General features: G+C 35.2%; 13 protein-coding genes and 2 pseudogenes. 8 read left to right on the forward strand and 7 right to left on the reverse strand.

Annotated features, from left to right (window positions below):
* Both DMC01_RS15320 and DMC01_RS16770 read left to right on the forward strand, forming a co-directional pair.
* Nucleotides 1-219, forward strand: a pseudogene (locus DMC01_RS15320) (IS1595 family transposase); the annotation flags it as partial.
* Between the two features lie 124 nt (nt 220-343).
* The gene (locus DMC01_RS16770) at nt 344-682 is read left to right on the forward strand and encodes a hypothetical protein (RefSeq protein ID WP_142694144.1); all 339 of its coding nucleotides are present in this window, start codon (nt 344-346) and stop codon (nt 680-682) included.
* A 390-nt stretch (nt 683-1,072) separates the two neighbouring features.
* Here the strand turns inward: DMC01_RS16770 and DMC01_RS10335 are convergent, their stop codons facing one another.
* Nucleotides 1,073-2,374, reverse strand: coding sequence for an MFS transporter (locus tag DMC01_RS10335; protein ID WP_142694145.1), 1,302 nt, complete (start codon nt 2,372-2,374; stop codon nt 1,073-1,075).
* 360 nt (nt 2,375-2,734) lie between these two features.
* On the opposite strand from DMC01_RS10335, the gene dapB reads away from it, so the two are divergent.
* Nucleotides 2,735-3,481, forward strand: coding sequence for a 4-hydroxy-tetrahydrodipicolinate reductase (gene dapB / locus DMC01_RS10340; protein ID WP_142694146.1), 747 nt, complete (start codon nt 2,735-2,737; stop codon nt 3,479-3,481).
* A gap of 710 nt (nt 3,482-4,191) precedes the next feature.
* Here the strand turns inward: dapB and DMC01_RS10345 are convergent.
* The gene (locus DMC01_RS10345) at nt 4,192-4,395 is read right to left on the reverse strand and encodes a hypothetical protein (RefSeq protein ID WP_142694147.1); all 204 of its coding nucleotides are present in this window, start codon (nt 4,393-4,395) and stop codon (nt 4,192-4,194) included.
* 971 nt (nt 4,396-5,366) lie between these two features.
* Between DMC01_RS10345 and purF the strand changes: the two genes are divergently transcribed.
* Nucleotides 5,367-6,713, forward strand: coding sequence for an amidophosphoribosyltransferase (gene purF / locus DMC01_RS10350; protein ID WP_142694148.1), 1,347 nt, complete (start codon nt 5,367-5,369; stop codon nt 6,711-6,713).
* A gap of 313 nt (nt 6,714-7,026) precedes the next feature.
* Nucleotides 7,027-7,212, forward strand: coding sequence for a hypothetical protein (locus DMC01_RS10355; protein WP_142694149.1), 186 nt, complete (start codon nt 7,027-7,029; stop codon nt 7,210-7,212).
* 648 nt (nt 7,213-7,860) lie between these two features.
* On the opposite strand, the gene DMC01_RS10360 is transcribed toward DMC01_RS10355, so the two are convergent.
* The 3 genes from DMC01_RS10360 to DMC01_RS10370 all read right to left on the reverse strand — a co-directional run bounded on the left by DMC01_RS10360 (nt 7,861) and on the right by DMC01_RS10370 (nt 11,368).
* Complete coding sequence (locus DMC01_RS10360; RefSeq protein WP_142694150.1) at nt 7,861-8,091, reverse strand: hypothetical protein; 231 nt, start codon at nt 8,089-8,091, stop codon at nt 7,861-7,863.
* 850 nt (nt 8,092-8,941) lie between these two features.
* The gene (locus tag DMC01_RS10365; RefSeq protein ID WP_142694151.1) at nt 8,942-10,303 is read right to left on the reverse strand and encodes a major outer membrane protein; all 1,362 of its coding nucleotides are present in this window, start codon (nt 10,301-10,303) and stop codon (nt 8,942-8,944) included.
* A gap of 837 nt (nt 10,304-11,140) precedes the next feature.
* A complete protein-coding gene (locus tag DMC01_RS10370; protein ID WP_142694152.1) occupies nt 11,141-11,368 on the reverse strand; it encodes a hypothetical protein in 228 nt (75 codons plus the stop codon).
* A gap of 56 nt (nt 11,369-11,424) precedes the next feature.
* On the opposite strand from DMC01_RS10370, the gene DMC01_RS10375 reads away from it, so the two are divergent.
* Nucleotides 11,425-11,616, forward strand: a complete 192-nt coding sequence (locus DMC01_RS10375; protein ID WP_142694153.1) for a hypothetical protein — start codon at nt 11,425-11,427, stop codon at nt 11,614-11,616.
* Between the two features lie 292 nt (nt 11,617-11,908).
* Here DMC01_RS10375 and murD read toward each other — a convergent pair whose 3' ends face one another.
* Both murD and mraY read right to left on the reverse strand, forming a co-directional pair.
* Nucleotides 11,909-13,132 carry a UDP-N-acetylmuramoyl-L-alanine--D-glutamate ligase gene (gene murD, locus DMC01_RS10380; RefSeq protein WP_142694154.1) on the reverse strand — a complete coding sequence of 408 codons (1,224 nt, stop codon included), beginning with the start codon at nt 13,130-13,132 and terminating at the stop codon, nt 11,909-11,911.
* Between the two features lie 201 nt (nt 13,133-13,333).
* Nucleotides 13,334-14,389: a phospho-N-acetylmuramoyl-pentapeptide-transferase gene (gene mraY / locus DMC01_RS10385; protein ID WP_142694155.1), complete on the reverse strand. Its 1,056-nt coding sequence runs from the start codon at nt 14,387-14,389 to the stop codon at nt 13,334-13,336.
* Between the two features lie 76 nt (nt 14,390-14,465).
* Between mraY and gpmI the strand changes: the two genes are divergently transcribed.
* Together gpmI and DMC01_RS16775 are read left to right on the forward strand one after the other, a co-directional pair.
* Nucleotides 14,466-15,944, forward strand: a complete 1,479-nt coding sequence (gene gpmI / locus DMC01_RS10390) for a 2,3-bisphosphoglycerate-independent phosphoglycerate mutase (RefSeq protein WP_142694156.1) — start codon at nt 14,466-14,468, stop codon at nt 15,942-15,944.
* 402 nt (nt 15,945-16,346) lie between these two features.
* A pseudogene (locus DMC01_RS16775) lies at nt 16,347-16,926 on the forward strand (transposase); the annotation flags it as partial.
* Between the last annotated feature and the right edge of the window lie 277 nt (nt 16,927-17,203).

Genomic DNA, 17,203 nt, shown 5'->3' on the forward strand with positions numbered 1-17,203 from the left:
ACACAGGGAAAATGAGTTTAGCTTAGCTAAGAATCACATAAATGCAATTGTGAATTTCTGAGGTTTTACTAAACATAGCTTAGCTAAATTTAAAGGAATCAAAAAGGAAAGTTTTATGCTTCATTTAAAAGAAACAGAGTTAAGACGAAACTTCAAGATCAAGCTTTGTATAAAATCTTATTAAAAATGATAAGAAATAATTCGCTTAAGTTGTCTTGAGCCTTATTTTATTCGCACTCTTGCAAATTCAAACAAAGGGCTTGTTAAAGGTTTGCGTTTATACGAAAGAACAATAAAGCACTGCATATTATAAAGCACTGCTTGACAAAAACTGCTATTTATTATGAGGGATTTTGTTGGTGTAGGAAATGCCACAATTTACAGCAATAAAGCCTATGAGGGCTTGGTGGATTTTTATTTTGTTTGTCTCTTTGCAAGAAGGAACAAAGGCAATTTAAAGGATAAAACACACCAAAATTTGAATTTGCAAAGACACGAGTTTGAATTTGCAAAGACACAAAATTATATCAATGGCATAGAGAATGTTTTTGCTACGCGTCTTATAACCGCAAACAAAATGAGCTTTGCAAAGTTTCGTCTTGCTAAATTTAAGGGCATAAAAAGAGAAAATTTTATGTTTCATTTAAAAGAAACAAAATTTAGACAAACAGTAATATTTTAGGACAAAACATTTATCAAAATTCATTAAAATTGATAAGAAAAAATCCTATTAAAGTATATTGAGCCATTAAAATTCATTAAAATTGATAAGAGAAATTTTGTTAAGTTTAATTGAGCCTAAATTTAATAAGCCAAAAGTCTCTTAAGGCATCTTGAGCCAAGTTAAATTCGGCCAAATTTTTATAAAAGCTTAGCTTAATTTTGCAAAACACAAAAAGAATGTATTAATTTAAGCTTAATAATTTAAGTACAAGACAACTTAAATTCTAAGAAAGTAGTTTCAAGTGATGATTTTAGCTAAGTTTATGATCCATTTTTAATCATTTAAACTTAAGTGTTAAACCTATCTTATAAACTATAACAAGGTTTAACACTCATAAAAGCATTCAAATTAGCCGCTTTGCTTTTCAAGCTCTGTTTCTTTGGGGAAGTTTAAGGCTACTATGAAGACAAAGATACACATGCACATCATATAAACAAAATACCCCCACTCAATCTCATTTGTCTTAAACCACAAGGCAATGCTAGGAACAGTTCCTCCAAAGCAAGCAACGGCTATTGCATAAGGAAAGGCTGTGCCAAAGGCTCTGATTTCTTCTGGAAACAAGGTAGCCTTAGCCACTCCTGCTATTGAGGTGTAAAAGCCTGTTATGATTAGGGCTATGGCTATAAATAAAAAGGCAAGATAGGGATTATTTATACTTCCATTTGGACCACTTTGTATGATGGCATACATTAAAACAAAAAAGAAACAAAAGCCAAGTACCCCAAAGCTAGCTAGCATTTTTTTAACTCCTACCCTATCTCCAATGGCACCCATGATCGGATTTATGATCATAGCAAAGGCAAGTCCGCACATAGCAAGGGTATAGCCTGTGTTTTTATCAAACATAGCAGATCTACTTAGATAAGTATGCATATAGGCTGTGAAGTTGTAATAAGCTATGGTTCCTCCTGCTGTAAGTCCAAGGACAAGAAGGCAGTATTTGCGGTATTTCCAAAGTAGCTTGAAAGAGCCTTTTTCTTTGTTTGTTTCATGCAATTTTTGAGCACTTTCTTCCATATTCATTCTCAAAAATAAGGATCCAAGTGCTAAAAATCCAGCCAAAACAAACAAATACCTCCAAGCCGTCTCCTTCATCATCTCCTCGCCAAAATAATTAACAGCAGCCCACACACACCCAAGTGCGACAAACTGCGCCATGATCAAGGTTACATACTGAAAAGAGGAGAAAAAGCCTCTATTTCCCTTTGTTGAGATCTCAGCTATATAAGTGGCTAACAAGCCCCCCTCGCCTCCAACGGATATGCCTTGAATACATCTTGCAAGCAAGAGCAAGATAGGAGCCCAAATGCCTATTGTTTCCTTTGAGGGAGTAAAGGCTATTAAGAAATTTCCCAAAGACATAAGCAAGATAGCATAGATCATAACCTTTTGACGCCCTACCTTGTCTGCAATGGAACCAAAGATTAAGCTTCCAATGGGTCTCATAAAAAAGCCTATGGCAAAGACCCCAAAGCTTTGAATGAGAGCTACTGTTTCATTTTCTGCATCGAAAAAATGATGGGTAAAATAAGTCGTCAAGGACACATAGATATAAAAGTCAAACCATTCTACGAAATTCCCACTACTTGCAGCAAAGATTGAACGCACCCTCTTTGCTTTGCTAAGACCTGTAAATTCTTTTTGCATACTGCTCCTTTTGATGAAATAAAAAAGTTTTTTTTACAAAAAAGTTTTGTCATAACGCTCAAGGTGCATCAAAGCCTCATTTCTTTGATAAAATGAGCTAAGTTAATTCAATACTTTTTGAAAAAGAACTCATAAAATTATTGTAATTAAATTTATTTTATTTTTAAGTAAAATTGAAGAATTATTTAGCAAAGCATTTTCATTTTGTAACACGAATTTTTGTTTTTTTTTTTTTTTTGAATGTGAATTTTAAGGCAAAAGGCTTTGAATTTTGAGAGTAAAAAAAGGCTTAATTTCTGTGAAAAGCTAGAACTTATTTATTAAATAAATGTTAAAATTTAGCCCATTAAGGAGGTGGCTATGATCAAGATAGGAATTTGTGGGGCAAAGGGCAAAATGGGAAAAGAACTTAGTGCTTGTTTAAAGGAGGAGCAAAAAGACACAGGCTCTAAGACAGGAGCCTTTTTAGGACAGGGCTTTGATCGCAGTGGGGATTTAAGAGGGCTTTTTGACTGCGATGTAATCATTGACTTTTCAGCACCGGCTTGCACTAGGGATTTATTAAGCTTTGCTCTTACCTCACCAAAGCCCATAGTAATAGGCACCACAGGGCTTGATGAGAATGAAAAGGCACTGATGAAGGAGGCTAGCAAGAAGATGCCTCTTTTTTACGCTACTAATATGTCTCTTGGAGTGGCTGTTTTAAACCACCTAGCAAAGCAAGCAGCCACTCTTTTAAGGGACTTTGACATAGAAATTTTAGAAATGCATCACCGACACAAAAAGGACGCTCCAAGCGGCACAGCGATTACTCTTGCTGAAACTGTTGCAGGTGCTAGAAATTTAGAGCTTTCAAAGGTAAGATTAAGCGGCAGAGACGGGATCATAGGTGCAAGAAGCAAGGATGAAATAGCCGTTATGAGTCTAAGAGGAGGCGATGTGGTGGGGCAGCATAGGGTTGGATTTTATGAGGACGGTGAATTTATAGAACTTTGCCACAATGCCACCTCAAGGGCTACCTTTGCAAGAGGTGCTATTAAGATAGCAAAGTGGCTCATTAAGCAAGAAAATGGATTTTATGGGATGGGGGATTTTTTGGGGATCTAAGCTTTGTTTAAGATTAATTTGTAAATTTTAAATGAATTTTAATTTTTTTGTGAATTTTTGTTTTGCTAGGCTTTTTAAATTTAGCTTGTTTGATTTGTACGGATTACAGAGAACGGAAAGGACGGATTTTAATTTTGCGTGAATTTACTTTGTCAAAAAGTTTGTAATTTGTTGAATTTTAAGTTTTGTGCGTTCAAAACAAAGGACGAATTTTAATTTTGCATAGTTTTGTTTTTGCAAAAGTCTGTAATTCGTTCTTTGTAGTCTATGTTTTGTATGCACCTTTGATTTAAATTTAGCTATAAATTCACAGTTTTAGACAAATTTGCGAGCTTTTGTCTTTAAAATGCGTGAATTTTCGATCCGATCTTGAGTGAATTTGTGAATTTTCGCCTATGTTTTGTCCTTATTAATAAATTTTAAAAAAAATTCAAGGATAATACTTAAATAAAATTACCCACACCACAAACCCCATCCGTAAGGGATGGGGGCTTAATGTATTGCCCATTTGCAAGGGATGAGGGCTTTTGGTTTAAATCCATACTCGCAAGTAAGGGAGTTTAATGTATCCCTACCTTGCAAGGTAGGGAGATTTTTTGTCTTTGTCATTTTTAGCTTGTCGTAAGACAAATGAATAATCTATATTTACTTGAGATATTTCGCTTCTCTAAATATGACAAGGGTGTGAATTCTTATCATTTTTTGAATTTTCAAACAATTCGCCCCATAAACCTCCTCCGCCGCACGGCAGAGGAACTTAAAGTGTCTCCCTCTAGCAAGTGGCTTACAACGGCGTTTTGTAAATTTTCAAGGTTTTCATACCCAGCCCCCAAAACCGCACGGTAGGGGCTTAATGTATTGCCCATTTGCAAGGGATGAGGGCTTTTGGTTTGAATTCTCCCTTCGCACGGCATAGGGAATCAATTGATTCTCCATTCTCAATGAGGGGTATTTCACGCTTTTTCAAAGCGTGAAATTGTAGCTTGAATTTTATGTAAAATTCAAGTTAAAAATGTTTGGAGCCTTTGATAGGGACAAAGATTGTGGATAAGAAAGGCATTTTTGAGGATTAAAATTAGACTTTTTGTTAAGTTTGCAAAAAATGCCTCCATAAGCTAAGCCCACTAAGTGAAGCTAGCAAGGTTAAATTCAAGGCAAGAAGATGCCAAAATTAAACAAAGCTTAAATTTTAAGCTATGAATTTCAAGGCAAGGTATTTTGAGTAGATTTTAGGGTTTATGCTGCAAGTCAAGGATAAAAACAGCTAGTTCATCCGCACGAAGCAAACGAACAAGGCAAGGCTTTTTCTTTGCCTAGTGCCTTAAAAGCTACTAAAAGAAAAGCCATTAATCTTTAAAAAAGAAAGCAAATGTGTGCAGTTCTTGGAGTTATAAACTTGGGCAAGTGTTACCATTCAGAACACAGAGGACGGAAAATAGATTGCGGATTTTAATTTTGCGTGAATTTACTTTGTCAAAAAGTCTGTAATTTGTTGAATTTTAAGTTTTGTGCGTTTAGAACACAGAATATAGATTTTAATTTTGCATAGTTTTGTTTTTGAAAAAGTTTGTATTCCATTCTCTGTGTTCTATATGCACCTTTGATTTAAATTTAGCTATAAATTCACAGTTTTAGACAAATTTACGAGCTTTTGTATTTAAAATGCTTGAATTTTCGCTGTGCTATTTGGTTAATTTGTGAATTTTCGCTTTACGGAAAACAGAATACAGAGAACGGATTTTAATTTTGCGTGAATTTGCTTTTATACAAAGTCCATCCTTTGTTTTCCGTCCTCTGTAATCTGAATGAAGTAGTTAGCCTTATAAATTTTTTAAACAAAAAAGGCTAAAATTTACAAGCTAAATTAAAATAAAAAGGAAATTAAATGTGTGCAGTTGTTGGAGTTATAAACTCAAATAGGGCAAGTGCTTATGCCTACTACTCACTCTTTGCTATGCAGCACCGCGGACAAGAAGCAAGCGGCATAAGCGTTAGCAATGGAGAAAGGATCTCCACTATAAGAGGTAAGGGCGAGGTAAATCAAGTATTTAGCGATCTAAATGCCTTGCAAAATCTCACAGGAAGCCTAGCTATTGGGCATAACCGCTACTCAACCTCTGGAAATTCAAGCCTTAATGACTCTCAGCCCATCTTTGCCACCTGTGTTTTAGGAGACATAGCCCTAGCTCATAATGGAAATTTGGTAAATAAAAACGAGATCAGATCAAAACTAATAAACGAGGGCGCTATTTTTAGAACAAATATGGACACAGAAAATGTCATTCATTTAATAGCTAGAAGCAAAAAGCCAAGCCTTAAAGAAAGATTTATTGAGAGCTTAAAAGACTGCGTTGGAGCTTACTGTTTTGTCTTAGCAAGTAAGGATCAACTTTTTGTTGTAAGGGATCGCTTTGGGGTTAGACCCCTGTCTTTGGGCCGTTTAAAGGATGGTGGCTACATAGTGGCTAGTGAAACCTGTGCCTTTGATCTAATTGAGGCTGAGTTTATAAGAGATGTTAGGGCCGGTGAAATGCTAATTTTTACACAAGGAAGCGATAAATTTGAAAGCTTGATGCTTTTTGAGGATGCAAGTCCTCGCATTTGTGCCTTTGAATTTGTGTATTTTGCAAGGCCTGATAGCATCATTGAGGGCAAGAGTGTTTATGAAATTAGAAAGAAGATGGGTGAAATTTTGGCTAAAAAATTCACTCAAAAGATCGATTTTGTCGTGCCTGTGCCTGATAGCGGGCTAAGTGCAGCCCTTGGCTTTGCAAACACCCTAAAAGTCCCACTTGAAATGGCCATTGTGAGAAATCACTACGTAGGGCGAACCTTCATAGAACCTACCCAAGAAAGAAGAAATTTAAAGGTAAAATTAAAGCTAAATCCTATGAGTAAGGTCTTGGCTGGAAAAGAAATAGCAGTGATAGATGATAGTATAGTTAGAGGAACTACCTCAAAAAAGATCATTTCTTTACTAAGAAATGCAGGGGCTTCTAAAATTCACTTTGCTGTGGCTTGTCCTGAGATTAAATTTCCTGATCTTTACGGCATAGATACTCCAAGCTATGAGGAGCTAATTAGTGCAAACAAGGACGAAAAGGCTGTTAAAAAATACATAGGTGCTGATAGTTTAAGCTTTTTAAGTATAGAGGAGTTAAGGCAAAGTATGGGTGCTGAGAGGGAATACTCTATGATCAGCTTTGATGGAGATTATTTTATCAAAGATTAAATTGTTACAATTTTATTCAAATTTACTCAAAACATTTAAAGGATTTTTGTAGCTTTGTGTGAATTTTTTCAACACTTAGCCACTTTTGCATTAAAATTCTAAGTTATTTTGTGAATTTAGCTTACTTAAATTTCAAAATTTGTTTCTTATAACTAAGCTAAATTCTTGCTAGTTTAAGATAGGTAATTTTGTGTCATAATTTGCAAAGTTAAGAAAAATTCACAAAGGAGGCAAGGGCTATTGATTATGAAAAATATGAGAATAAAAGCACAAGGCAATTAAGCATTTTACTAGATAATGCCTTCACAAGGAAGTGCACCTAGTAGATTTTTTAAGTCAAAAAATCATAGAACAAACAAAATCAAGACAATATAAATTCACACCTTATAGCGAAGCTCGCAAGAAAATAGTGGTAGAGCCACCTTTTACAAAGCAAGAAAAAGAGCAAATAAGGCAAGAGCTTAATGAGCTTGTCAATAAAAATTACAATGATGTGTAAGGTGCTTACTTACGAAAAAGTCTTTAAATTTTTAAAGAAATTTGCAAAGACAAACCGTGAAATGTATGGAAAAATAGATATTTTTCTGAGTGAAACCTTGCCAAATACGAAAGGGCTTTTAAAAATGTCAAATTGCACGAAATTAAAGACTGGATCGCTACCGTTGGCGTTTGGGTGATCACCGTATAATAGCCAAGGTAGAAAAGCAGAATGTATATATTTTGCAAATTATATACATAGGTAAAAGAAACGAGCATACTTAGGACTAAAATTCAAAGTATTAAATTCAAAGCAATCTCTAAATTCCACCTTGTCATTTTGAGTCCTTTAAGGCGAAAAGCTCTTTTTGAGATATTTTTGTTGTAAATATATCTTAGAACTTGTTAGCTAGTAACACTTAGTATGACAATTATCATTAAGATAGATAAGTATTTTGCTATCTTTTTGCTTGTGCTAGTCTTGCAAGTTTTTGTGCAGCTTCGCTTGATATGACAAATATAATCTAAGATAGACAATGAATTTGAGATTTTTTGCAATGCTTGATATGACAAGCAAGGAGCTTTTGGCTTGAATTTCTTGAATTTTAGTTCATTTTGTCATTGCTAGTTTGCAAAGCAAAGAGGCTTTTTTGAAAGGGCTTGACTTTGCTTAGTATGATAAGAATTTAAAGGTGCTTGTGAATTTTATCTTGTCATTTTGAGCCACATTGTCATATTGAGGTTTCGCAAAAACCAAAATATCTCTTCTTTGAGATTTTTCGCAATGCTTAGTATGACAAGACACAAGTTGAGATACTTCGCTACCGCTTAGTATGATAAGAATTTTGTCATTCCCAGCGGAGTGCAAAGCGAAAAATATCTTCTTTGAGATTTTTCGCAATGCTTAAAATGACAAGAGTTTTGAGATACTTCACTCGTGCTACACAGACTCTTGGTATGACAAAGGGTGTCGTTGAGTATCTTTTTAAGATACTTTGCCTTGTATAACAAGGGAAGGCTTGATATTCTTCGCTTGCTTTGCTCCCTCAGAATGATAATGTTGAGTTTAAAATACTTCGATTAGAATTACAAATATTTTGCCTAAAATCAAGACTTTTTGAAGCCTAAATTTTATTAAGGTTGATAAGAGAAAATCTTATTAAAGTATCTTTAGTCTAAGTTTAATTTGCCCATCGATTTTAAAGGCTTTTTGTCCAAAAATGTTTTGCCTTATAATGCACATTAAGGCTTAGTTTAGAGCTTTTTTGCTTTGAAAGGTTTAAAATGAAAAGCTTCGCGTGGTAAGATTGGCACTGTTTAAAAAAGGGGCATTTAAAAATAGCCTTGCAAGATAGTTAAGCTGTGAGGCTAGGTTGTGATAACTAGGCTGGTGATGTTTAAGCTTGTGATGGTTAAGCTTGTGAATGGCTAGACTTGTGATGATTAAGCTTGTGGAGGGCTAGACTTGTGATGATTAAGCTTGTGGAGGGCTAGGCTGTGATAACTAGGCTTGTGAGGGTCAAGCTTTTAAAAGTAGGGTGAGTTAAGCTTCCTTTGAATTTTAAGTGCGAAGGTTTTAAAGCCTACAAGTTTTTATAAGTTTGTAAGCTAAACTTAAATTCAACAAGTAATTTAAGATAAAAGTTGCTAACTTATAATTCTTAGAATTTCAAAGCCTACAAGCCAAGTCAAAGCCTACAAGCTAAGCTTGTAGGCTAGAATTTAAAAGTTTTATCTAAGATAGAACTAGCTTAGAATTTATAGTAGGCTTGAAAGCGAACAGAGTCTTTTACACTCTTTGCATCTGCTCCGTTTTGTAAGCCTCTTTTAGCCTTTGTAGTAAGATTTGAGTACCACAAAGAAAGATCAAAATTCTTATTAATCTTCCAGCTAAGCTCGCCTACAAGCTCTGTCTTTGAGCCTGTTCCGTTAGCTGCTGCTGTGGTATTAGCTATGCTCTTATCTGACTTAGTGCCTCCATAAACACCTTGAACGCCTATTCTAATGTCATAGGGTAGGGTATATCCAGCTCCTATATAGCCATAAGTGCTTTGTCCGTAAGCAAGAGAAAGCCAAGAGCCCTTTTGATAGAAAATTTCTCGTCCTATGTAAAGATCAGCCCCACTCATAGCCTCAAGGGTGTGTATGCTATAGCCCTTTTTGTTACCAAACATAATACCTCCAAGCCTTGCATCAAAGCCATAACCCTTGATCTGACCTCTTAGATCAAAAAGCTGTCCGTTTTGGCCGGGAACTGTGTCTGTTTTAAAGTCTTTATTCAAAGTATTTCCAAGATAGCTAAACTTTGCTGTATAGCTAAGATCCTCGCCCAAAGGCAGGGTATAATTAAGCTTTAAGGCCCAAAGATTAGCAGTTTCTTGCCAGTAAGCACCCCAAAGATCAAGCTTTAAGCCAAGATCAGCAAAATCTGTTAGCACAGCTGCACCGTAAATATTATACTTATAAAGCCTAGCTGTTAGGAGATCTCCATTTTGTTGGCTTAGATAGGGCCTAAAATTTGTAGCATCGGTATCACCTACTTGCCAGCCTGTAGGGTTACCACTACTGTCACTTGTATTAGCACCTTGAATGCTATCTACTGCAAAGGCTGCAACAGTAATGCCATCAACAGGCTTTAAAAAGATCTTTCCTACCATACCAGCTAGATCCTCAGTCCAAACTGTACTAAGCTCTTGCCTACCAAACCTAGCGCTAAAGCCATAATCAGCATTTTCATACTCTAAGTAAGCCTGTCTTAAAACAAGGGGATTACTTGTATTAGCTCCTTGAACCCCAGCACTTCCGTTTCTAGCTCCTGTGGCAAAGCTGTTATTACGATCATGATTGTAATATACTTGACCGAAGATCTTAAAGCCATCGCCTATGTCGGTTTTAACGCCTAAACCAACTCTATATCTATGAGCTTGTATATGAGAAGCTGCGTTTGCTCCTGCATTTAGGGTTAAAGAGTTTTCCTTAAAGATACCTGTATCATAGCGGTATCTTGCATGTCCTGAGATCTCGACATTTTTAATCGCTTCTTCAAGCGGCTTTGCCGAGACAAAGGAACAAGCAGCCACAGCTGCAACTACGCTTAATTTGACTAACTTCATAGAAAGCCTCCTTTTTAAAATAAATTAGCATTAAGATTTTAGTATAAAAAATGGGTTTTTTTCCTTAAAATATGCTTAATTTAATAAATACTTCTTAAATTTGTCGTTTTTTTTTTTTTTTTGAATGGCTTAAATTCAAGCTTTAAGCTTGTAAAAAATTAATAAAAATTGAATTTTTTGTTAAATTTAGTTTGTTTTAAGAAAGCGTTTAAAAAGATAGAATTTTTGTGTTTTAAATTCATAAGCTATTTTTAAAAAAATCTTTTTGCATAAAACTGTCGTTTTTTAAAGAAAGAGGTGCTAGTGCTTGATTAAATCTTATAAAAGCTTTTTTGAGATCTTTTGCTTTTGAGTGTAGTATCCAAGAATGGCAAAGAATGCTTGAATTTAAAAATGGATTCTTCGCTATTGCAAGGCTCAAAATGACAAGATAAAATTCACAAAAGCCATATTTGTCATACTAAGCGGTAGGGAAGTATCTCAAAATCAAAAAGAGATTTTTCGCTTTGTGCTTTGCTCAAAATGACAAAATCCTTGTCATACTAAGCATTGCGAAGTATCTCGTAATTCTTGTCATTTTAAGCATTGCGAAAAATCTCAAAAAGAGATATTTCGTTTTCTGCGAAACCTCAATATGACAATGTGGCTCAAAATTACAAGATAAAATTCACAAAAGCCATATTTTGTCATACTAATCATTGCGAAGTATCTCAACTTGTGTCTTGTCATACTGAGCGGTAGCGAAGTATCTCGTAATTCTTGTCATTTTAAGCATTGCGAAAAATCTCAAAGAAGAGATATTTCGGTTTCTGCGAAACCTCAATATGACAATGTGGCTCAAAATGACAAGATAAAATTCACAAAAGCCTTTAAATCCTTGTCATACTGAGCGGTAGCGAAGTATCTCGTAATTCTTGTCATTTTAAGCATTGCGAAAAATCTCAAAAAGAGATATTTCGTTTTCTGCGAAACCTCAATATTACAAAGACAAAAAGCCCCCCTCACTTGCGGATGGGGGTGTGGGTATAAAACACTTACCGAAAAAGAACGCACCGCAAATTTCATAAAACCCATCTTGAGTGGAATAGATATTAAAAGATCTAGCTTATGAATGGGCAAGGTTGTGGCTTATCAACACACACAATGGCTGTGAATTTTCTACCTGTCATTTTAATTCTACGAAAGCAGACGAAGAAGCTCAAACACCCATTTGTCATTTTAAACCTGTGATAAGCATCCACGCATTTATGGAAAAATGTATTGAATTTAAATGCCTTGAATTTAATGGATGTTTCGCCCATAAGCTCAAATGACAAATCAATAATTTTTAAAAAAGAGCCATTTAAAAACAAGTTAAAACTAAGCTTGAATTTAAGTAAATTTTGTTTTTAAGTTTTAAGTGCCACTTTGAGGCTCTTAGAGGCTTAAATTTAAGCTTTATTTAAAACAAGCTTGAATTAAGTAAATAGAAATTTTTTTTTTTTTAAAGTTTGCAGCTTTGAGGCTCTTAAATGCTTGAATTTAGCCTCATTTAAATTTAAGCTTGAATTCAAGCTTTATTTAAAATAAGCTTGAATTTAAGTTTGATTTAAGTTGCAAGTAAATTTAAAGCTTTCTAACGAGGGCTTTAAAAAGCTCACCTCTTTGTGCGTAGGATTTAAACTGATCCAAACTAGCACAAGCAGGACTTAGAAGTGCTACTTCTTCTTTTTTTAGGCTTTGATCTATTAGCCTAATAGCTTTTTTTAAAAATTCACAGTTTCTAGCCTTTATCTTATAAAGCCTTGAAAGCTCTAAGATCTTAAAAGCACTCTTGCCTATGGCGTAAAGTTCTACATTTAATTTGCAAAGGCTTTTAAAAAGAGGCTCTAAGCTAACCCCCTTATCATCTCCTCCTAGGATGAGGTGAATTTTTTTATCCTCATATCTTTTTAGGGCTGCTAGGACGGCGTCTATATTTGTAGCCTTGGTGTCATTTACCCACAGTCTATTTTTGCTATCAAAGAGCTCTTCAAGCTTGTGCTCTTCAAGCTTGAAAGAATTCAAGCCTTCGTAATCAGCTTTTTTAAATAGTATCTTTTGAATGCTTAAGGCCAAAATGGCATCCATTAAAAAGGGGGTTTTAAAGGCTATTTTATCTAGATCTAGGCTCATTTTTTTAGCCAAATCAAACTCGTCTTTATAGCTTATGATTAGGGCTTTGCATTTTTTGGCTATCTTTTTTTTAGCTTGAAGTTCAGGTAAGATAGCCACGTCACCTTCTTTCAAGCGAGGCAAGAGGCTTAATTTAGCCTCTTCATATCTTTTAAAGCCCTCATGCCAAGATATATGATCAGCACTTATAGGCAAAAGAGCGTAAATTTCAGGCTTTGCCCTCTTTGTGTAATGCAGGGTAAAAGAGCTTGTCTCAAGCACCCAAAGCCTAGCATTTGGATCAAGCTCTGCTAATGGCACACCGACATTGCCACCCATTTGAGAATTAAATTTACTCAAAAGATGTTGAGTCATTTGAGTGGTGGTGGTTTTGCCATTTGTCCCGCTAATCCACACACTCTTTGGCATAGCATCATAAAAAAAATCATACTCGCTGATTAAATTCCTAGCCTTTTTTATGAGCTTATGCTGAGGAGGAAAGCCAGGGCTTGCGATTTCAAGCTTGCTTTTTTTAGGTTTAAATTCACTAGGATTTAAAAGCAAATTTCCTAGCTCGTCCTTGCCTGATCCAGCAAAAGCATCATCATAGATCTTAAAGCTACCAAACTGTTTAGCAAGTTTTGCCAAAGCCTTTGTTGTTTTGCCGTAGCCAAAGAGGGAGATTTTTTTACTCATTTTATGCCTTAAATTACTTTGTGGTTAATGTGATCTAGATTAACAGTTTTTGACAAAAAGCTAAATTTAAAAGCTTAAATTCACAGTTAAATTTAAAACAAAGCCTTTTAAGCTAAGTTATGAAGTAAGCTCATGTAAATTTGACTTGAATTTAGCCTGAATTTAAAAAAAGCTAAGCTCAAAAAAGTAAAAATTCAAAACTCATCTTAGCTTTATAGTAGCAATGGCAAGTAAATTTGCCAAAAAGGCTATGCTCCAAAAGCGAACTATGATCTTATTTTCCACCCAGCCAAGCTTTTCAAAATGATGATGTATGGGTGCCATCTTAAAGACTCTTTTATGAAAGATCTTAAAGCTACCCACCTGCAAGATCACAGAAACAGTTTCAAGCACGAAGACAAAGCCTATTAAAAGAAGCAAGATCTCATTTTTTGAACTAAGTGCCAAAAATCCCAAAAAGCCTCCAAGACTAAGGCTTCCGCTATCTCCCATAAAAATTTCAGCAGGATAGCAATTATACCATAAAAAGCCCATCAAAGCCCCTATTAGAGCTGAGGTGATGATGACAAGCTCACTTAGTTCTAAATTCTTAGGCAAGAGCAAATACTCGCTGTAAATAGCACTGCCTCCAAGATACATAAAGATCCCAAGCGTAGCCAAGGAAAAGATCGAAGGCACAGTAGCAAGTCCGTCAAGTCCGTCTGTTAAATTCACAGCATTTGAGCTTGAGATTAAAACCAAGACCCAAAAGGCTATCATAAAGGCACCAGGATCAAACAAGGCATACTTATAAAAAGGCACGAAAAGCTCGGTACTTACAACCCCACTTAGATATAAGGGCACAACACAGATCAAAGAGGCTATTATAAGCAAGATCATCTTTGATCTAGCACTTAGACCTGAGTGATTGTCCTTTTTTAAAACCTTTGCTAGATCATCAACAAGCCCAACTCCGCAAAAAAGCACCAAACAAAGCAGAGCCATTAAGGCTAGGAGATTGTCAAATTTAATGCACAAAAGACTTGCTATGAGGGTAGAAGAGATAAAAATAAGCCCTCCCATAGTAGGGGTATTTGTTTTTGCTCTGTGGCTTTCAGGGGCTAGCTCGTAGATGGGCTGCTTGATATGTTTGGCCCAGGCTATAAATTTTGGCATCAAAAAAAGGCTAAGAACCAAGGCTATAAAAAAGGCAAATCCCGAACGAACTGTGATGTAAGTAAAGAAGGTATAATCACTCAAATAAGAAAGATAATACAAGTTTAATCCCTTAGTTTAGCTTTTTAAAAGCTAAATTATATTAAAATTTATCCTAAAAAATTCTTAAAGAGTAAAAATGAAGCAAAAATGTATCTTGGTTATCACAGACGGAATAGGGCATAATCCTAGCTCATATTACAATGCCTTTGCAGCAGCTAAAAAGCCTACATATGAAAGGCTTTTTAAGGAAGTTCCTCACACTCTAATCAAAACAAGCGGCCTTGCCGTAGGACTTCCTGAGGGACAAATGGGAAATAGCGAGGTGGGGCATATGTGCATAGGAAGTGGGAGGATTATTTATCAAAATCTCGTTAAAATCAATAAGGCCATAGAGGATAAAAGCCTAGGTGAAAATGTGAATTTAAAGGACTTTTTAAGCAAGGTTCAAAGTGTGCATATAATAGGACTTTACAGCGATGGAGGTGTGCATTCTCATTTAAATCACTTCAATGCTATGATGGATCTTTGCAAGGAGGCTAAAAAAGAGGTTTTTGCCCACGCCATTACAGATGGTAGGGACATTAAGCCCTTTACTGCGGCTAAGTTTATAAAAAATTTAGAGGATCTTTGCAAGCAAAAAGGGGTTAAATTAGCCACTGTGGGTGGACGCTTTTATGCTATGGATAGAGATAAAAGATATGAGAGGATTAAAATTTATTATGATGCCTTGTTTGGTAGGGCTTTGAGGGTTGAAAAATTTAGCAAATACATAGAAGATTCTTGCAAAGAGAAGATAACAGATGAGTTTATAAAACCAGCTTTAAGCGAGGATTTTAAGGGCTTAGAACAAGATGATGGCTTGATTTTTATAAATTTTAGAAACGACAGGATGAAGCAAATTGTATCAGCTTTAACAGATGAAAACTTTTCTGAGTTTAAACAAGATCTTGTGTTTAAAAATGCCTTGAGTATGACAAATTATGATGATAAATTCAAGCTTAAGGTGCTTTTTGAAAAAGAAGAGCTTAAAAATACTTTAGCTGAGGTCATAGCAGCTCAGGGACTGAGACAGCTACACACAGCAGAAACTGAAAAATACGCCCATGTAACCTTTTTTCTAAACGGAGGCAAGGAGGAGCCTCTAAAACAAGAAAGCCGTATCCTTGTGCCAAGCCCAAAGGTAAAAACCTATGATGAAAGACCTGAAATGTCAGCATATGAGGTGTGCGAGGCTGTTTTAAGGGGCATTGAGGAGGAGCAAGATTTCATAGTTGTGAATTTTGCAAATGGAGATATGGTGGGGCATACTGGGGATTTTGAGGCTGCTGTGAGGGCTGTTGAGACTGTGGATGAGTGCTTGGGCAAGCTTATAGAGGCTGCTAGAAAGAAAGATTATGCGTTAATTATCACCTCAGATCATGGAAACTGCGAGGCTATGAAGGATGAGGAAGGAAACATACTTACAAATCACACCACCTTTGATGTCTTTGCCTTTGTAAAAGCAAATGGGATTGATAAGCTAAAAGATGGGCTTGGACTTTCAAATTTAGCAGCCTCTGTGCTTAAAATAATGGGCATAAAAAAGCCTGAACAAATGAATGAGGCCTTGTTTTAAGGGCTTATTTAATGTGGCTAGATTTGACTTCAATTTAATACTACAAGATATGTTTGTTAAATTTGAGTGTTTTAATTAAACCTTGTTAAAATTTAGGCTTTTTTAACTTAAATTTTTGATCTAATTAAACTTAAACTAAAATAGTTTTTTAAGTTAACGCCTATGAATAACAAATACATAATCTGTTTCCAAATTTCGCCAAATGTAAGGGAAATTTTGCATTATTTTTTACTTCGTTAAGTCTCTTGTAACTTTTTGGACTTGATTTAGAGGCTAAAAAAATCACTAAAATTTGTCAAATTTCGTCATAAAAGTTTGTGTAAAATTTTCAAATAAATTCACATTTTGATAGCCAAAGAGTTCGAAAAATCAGCAAAACGAAGTTTCTTTAGAAAATGAGCGGTTGAGGTTGATGAGAGTTGTTTTTTACTTCGTTTCGTCTTGCAACTGCAAACAGAAGGGGCAAAGCGTGTGCGAGGCAAATGTGGGCGTGGGACTTGCAACAAAACATATATGTTTTTACTTCGTGCTACGCGTCTTACAACTCTACGAGAAGGAATGCTAAAACGCTAGGCTAGCGTTTATACACTCAAACACTTGCTCTACCAAAGAACTATTATCTTTACATAAAGGACTTTGCAGAGCTTAACGAGTGTGAAATTTATAGTGATAGTTTCAAAGCCTACGATTGCTTGGTGGATTTGTGTGCAAAGGTACATTACAGAGTAAAACACTCTAAAAATGAGTTTGCAAAGAAGCACAAGCATATAAACGAAATTGTGAACTTTTTTACTTCGTTAAGCCTCTTGTAACTGCAAACAGAAGTTTGCGAAGTTTAGACTTGCTAAATTTATTGAGGTATAAAAAAAGAAAATTTTGTCCTTCATTTAAAAGAAACGCAATTAAGACGAAAAATTTAGGGCAAAATTCTCATCAAAATTTGCTGAAATTGATAAGAAAAAATTCTGTTAAGTTTAATTGAGCCAAAATTCTAAATTTTTAAAATAACTTGTCGTTTTAGAATAGTAAAGTATGTAGTTTAAAAGTTTTTTATATTTTTGATATTTAAACCTTTAAATATATTTTGAATAAATTTCGTGCTAGAACTTAGTGCTAAATTTACAAAATTGCATTATTAAGGAGCAAAAAATGTTTTCTAAATTCTTTAAAATTGCATTTCTTAGTGCCTTACTCTCAAGCCTATCTTTGGCTGATGATTTTCTTGCAAAGCTTACAAATGGTGCTTTAAGCGATAACTT

The organism is Campylobacter troglodytis (assembly GCF_006864425.1).
Classification (GTDB): domain Bacteria; phylum Campylobacterota; class Campylobacteria; order Campylobacterales; family Campylobacteraceae; genus Campylobacter_D; species Campylobacter_D troglodytis.

Bases quoted from the DNA above. Each gene is read 5' to 3' on its own strand.
- DMC01_RS16770 (WP_142694144.1), top strand. From the start codon at position 344: ATGAGGGATTTTGTTGGTGTAGGAAATGCCACAATTTACAGCAATAAA.
- DMC01_RS10335 (WP_142694145.1), bottom strand. From the start codon at position 2,374: ATGCAAAAAGAATTTACAGGTCTTAGCAAAGCAAAGAGGGTGCGTTCA.
- dapB (WP_142694146.1), top strand. From the start codon at position 2,735: ATGATCAAGATAGGAATTTGTGGGGCAAAGGGCAAAATGGGAAAAGAA.
- DMC01_RS10345 (WP_142694147.1), bottom strand. From the start codon at position 4,395: ATGCCGTGCGAAGGGAGAATTCAAACCAAAAGCCCTCATCCCTTGCAA.
- purF (WP_142694148.1), top strand. From the start codon at position 5,367: ATGTGTGCAGTTGTTGGAGTTATAAACTCAAATAGGGCAAGTGCTTAT.
- DMC01_RS10365 (WP_142694151.1), bottom strand. From the start codon at position 10,303: ATGAAGTTAGTCAAATTAAGCGTAGTTGCAGCTGTGGCTGCTTGTTCC.
- DMC01_RS10370 (WP_142694152.1), bottom strand. From the start codon at position 11,368: ATGAAATTTGCGGTGCGTTCTTTTTCGGTAAGTGTTTTATACCCACAC.
- murD (WP_142694154.1), bottom strand. From the start codon at position 13,132: ATGAGTAAAAAAATCTCCCTCTTTGGCTACGGCAAAACAACAAAGGCT.
- gpmI (WP_142694156.1), top strand. From the start codon at position 14,466: ATGAAGCAAAAATGTATCTTGGTTATCACAGACGGAATAGGGCATAAT.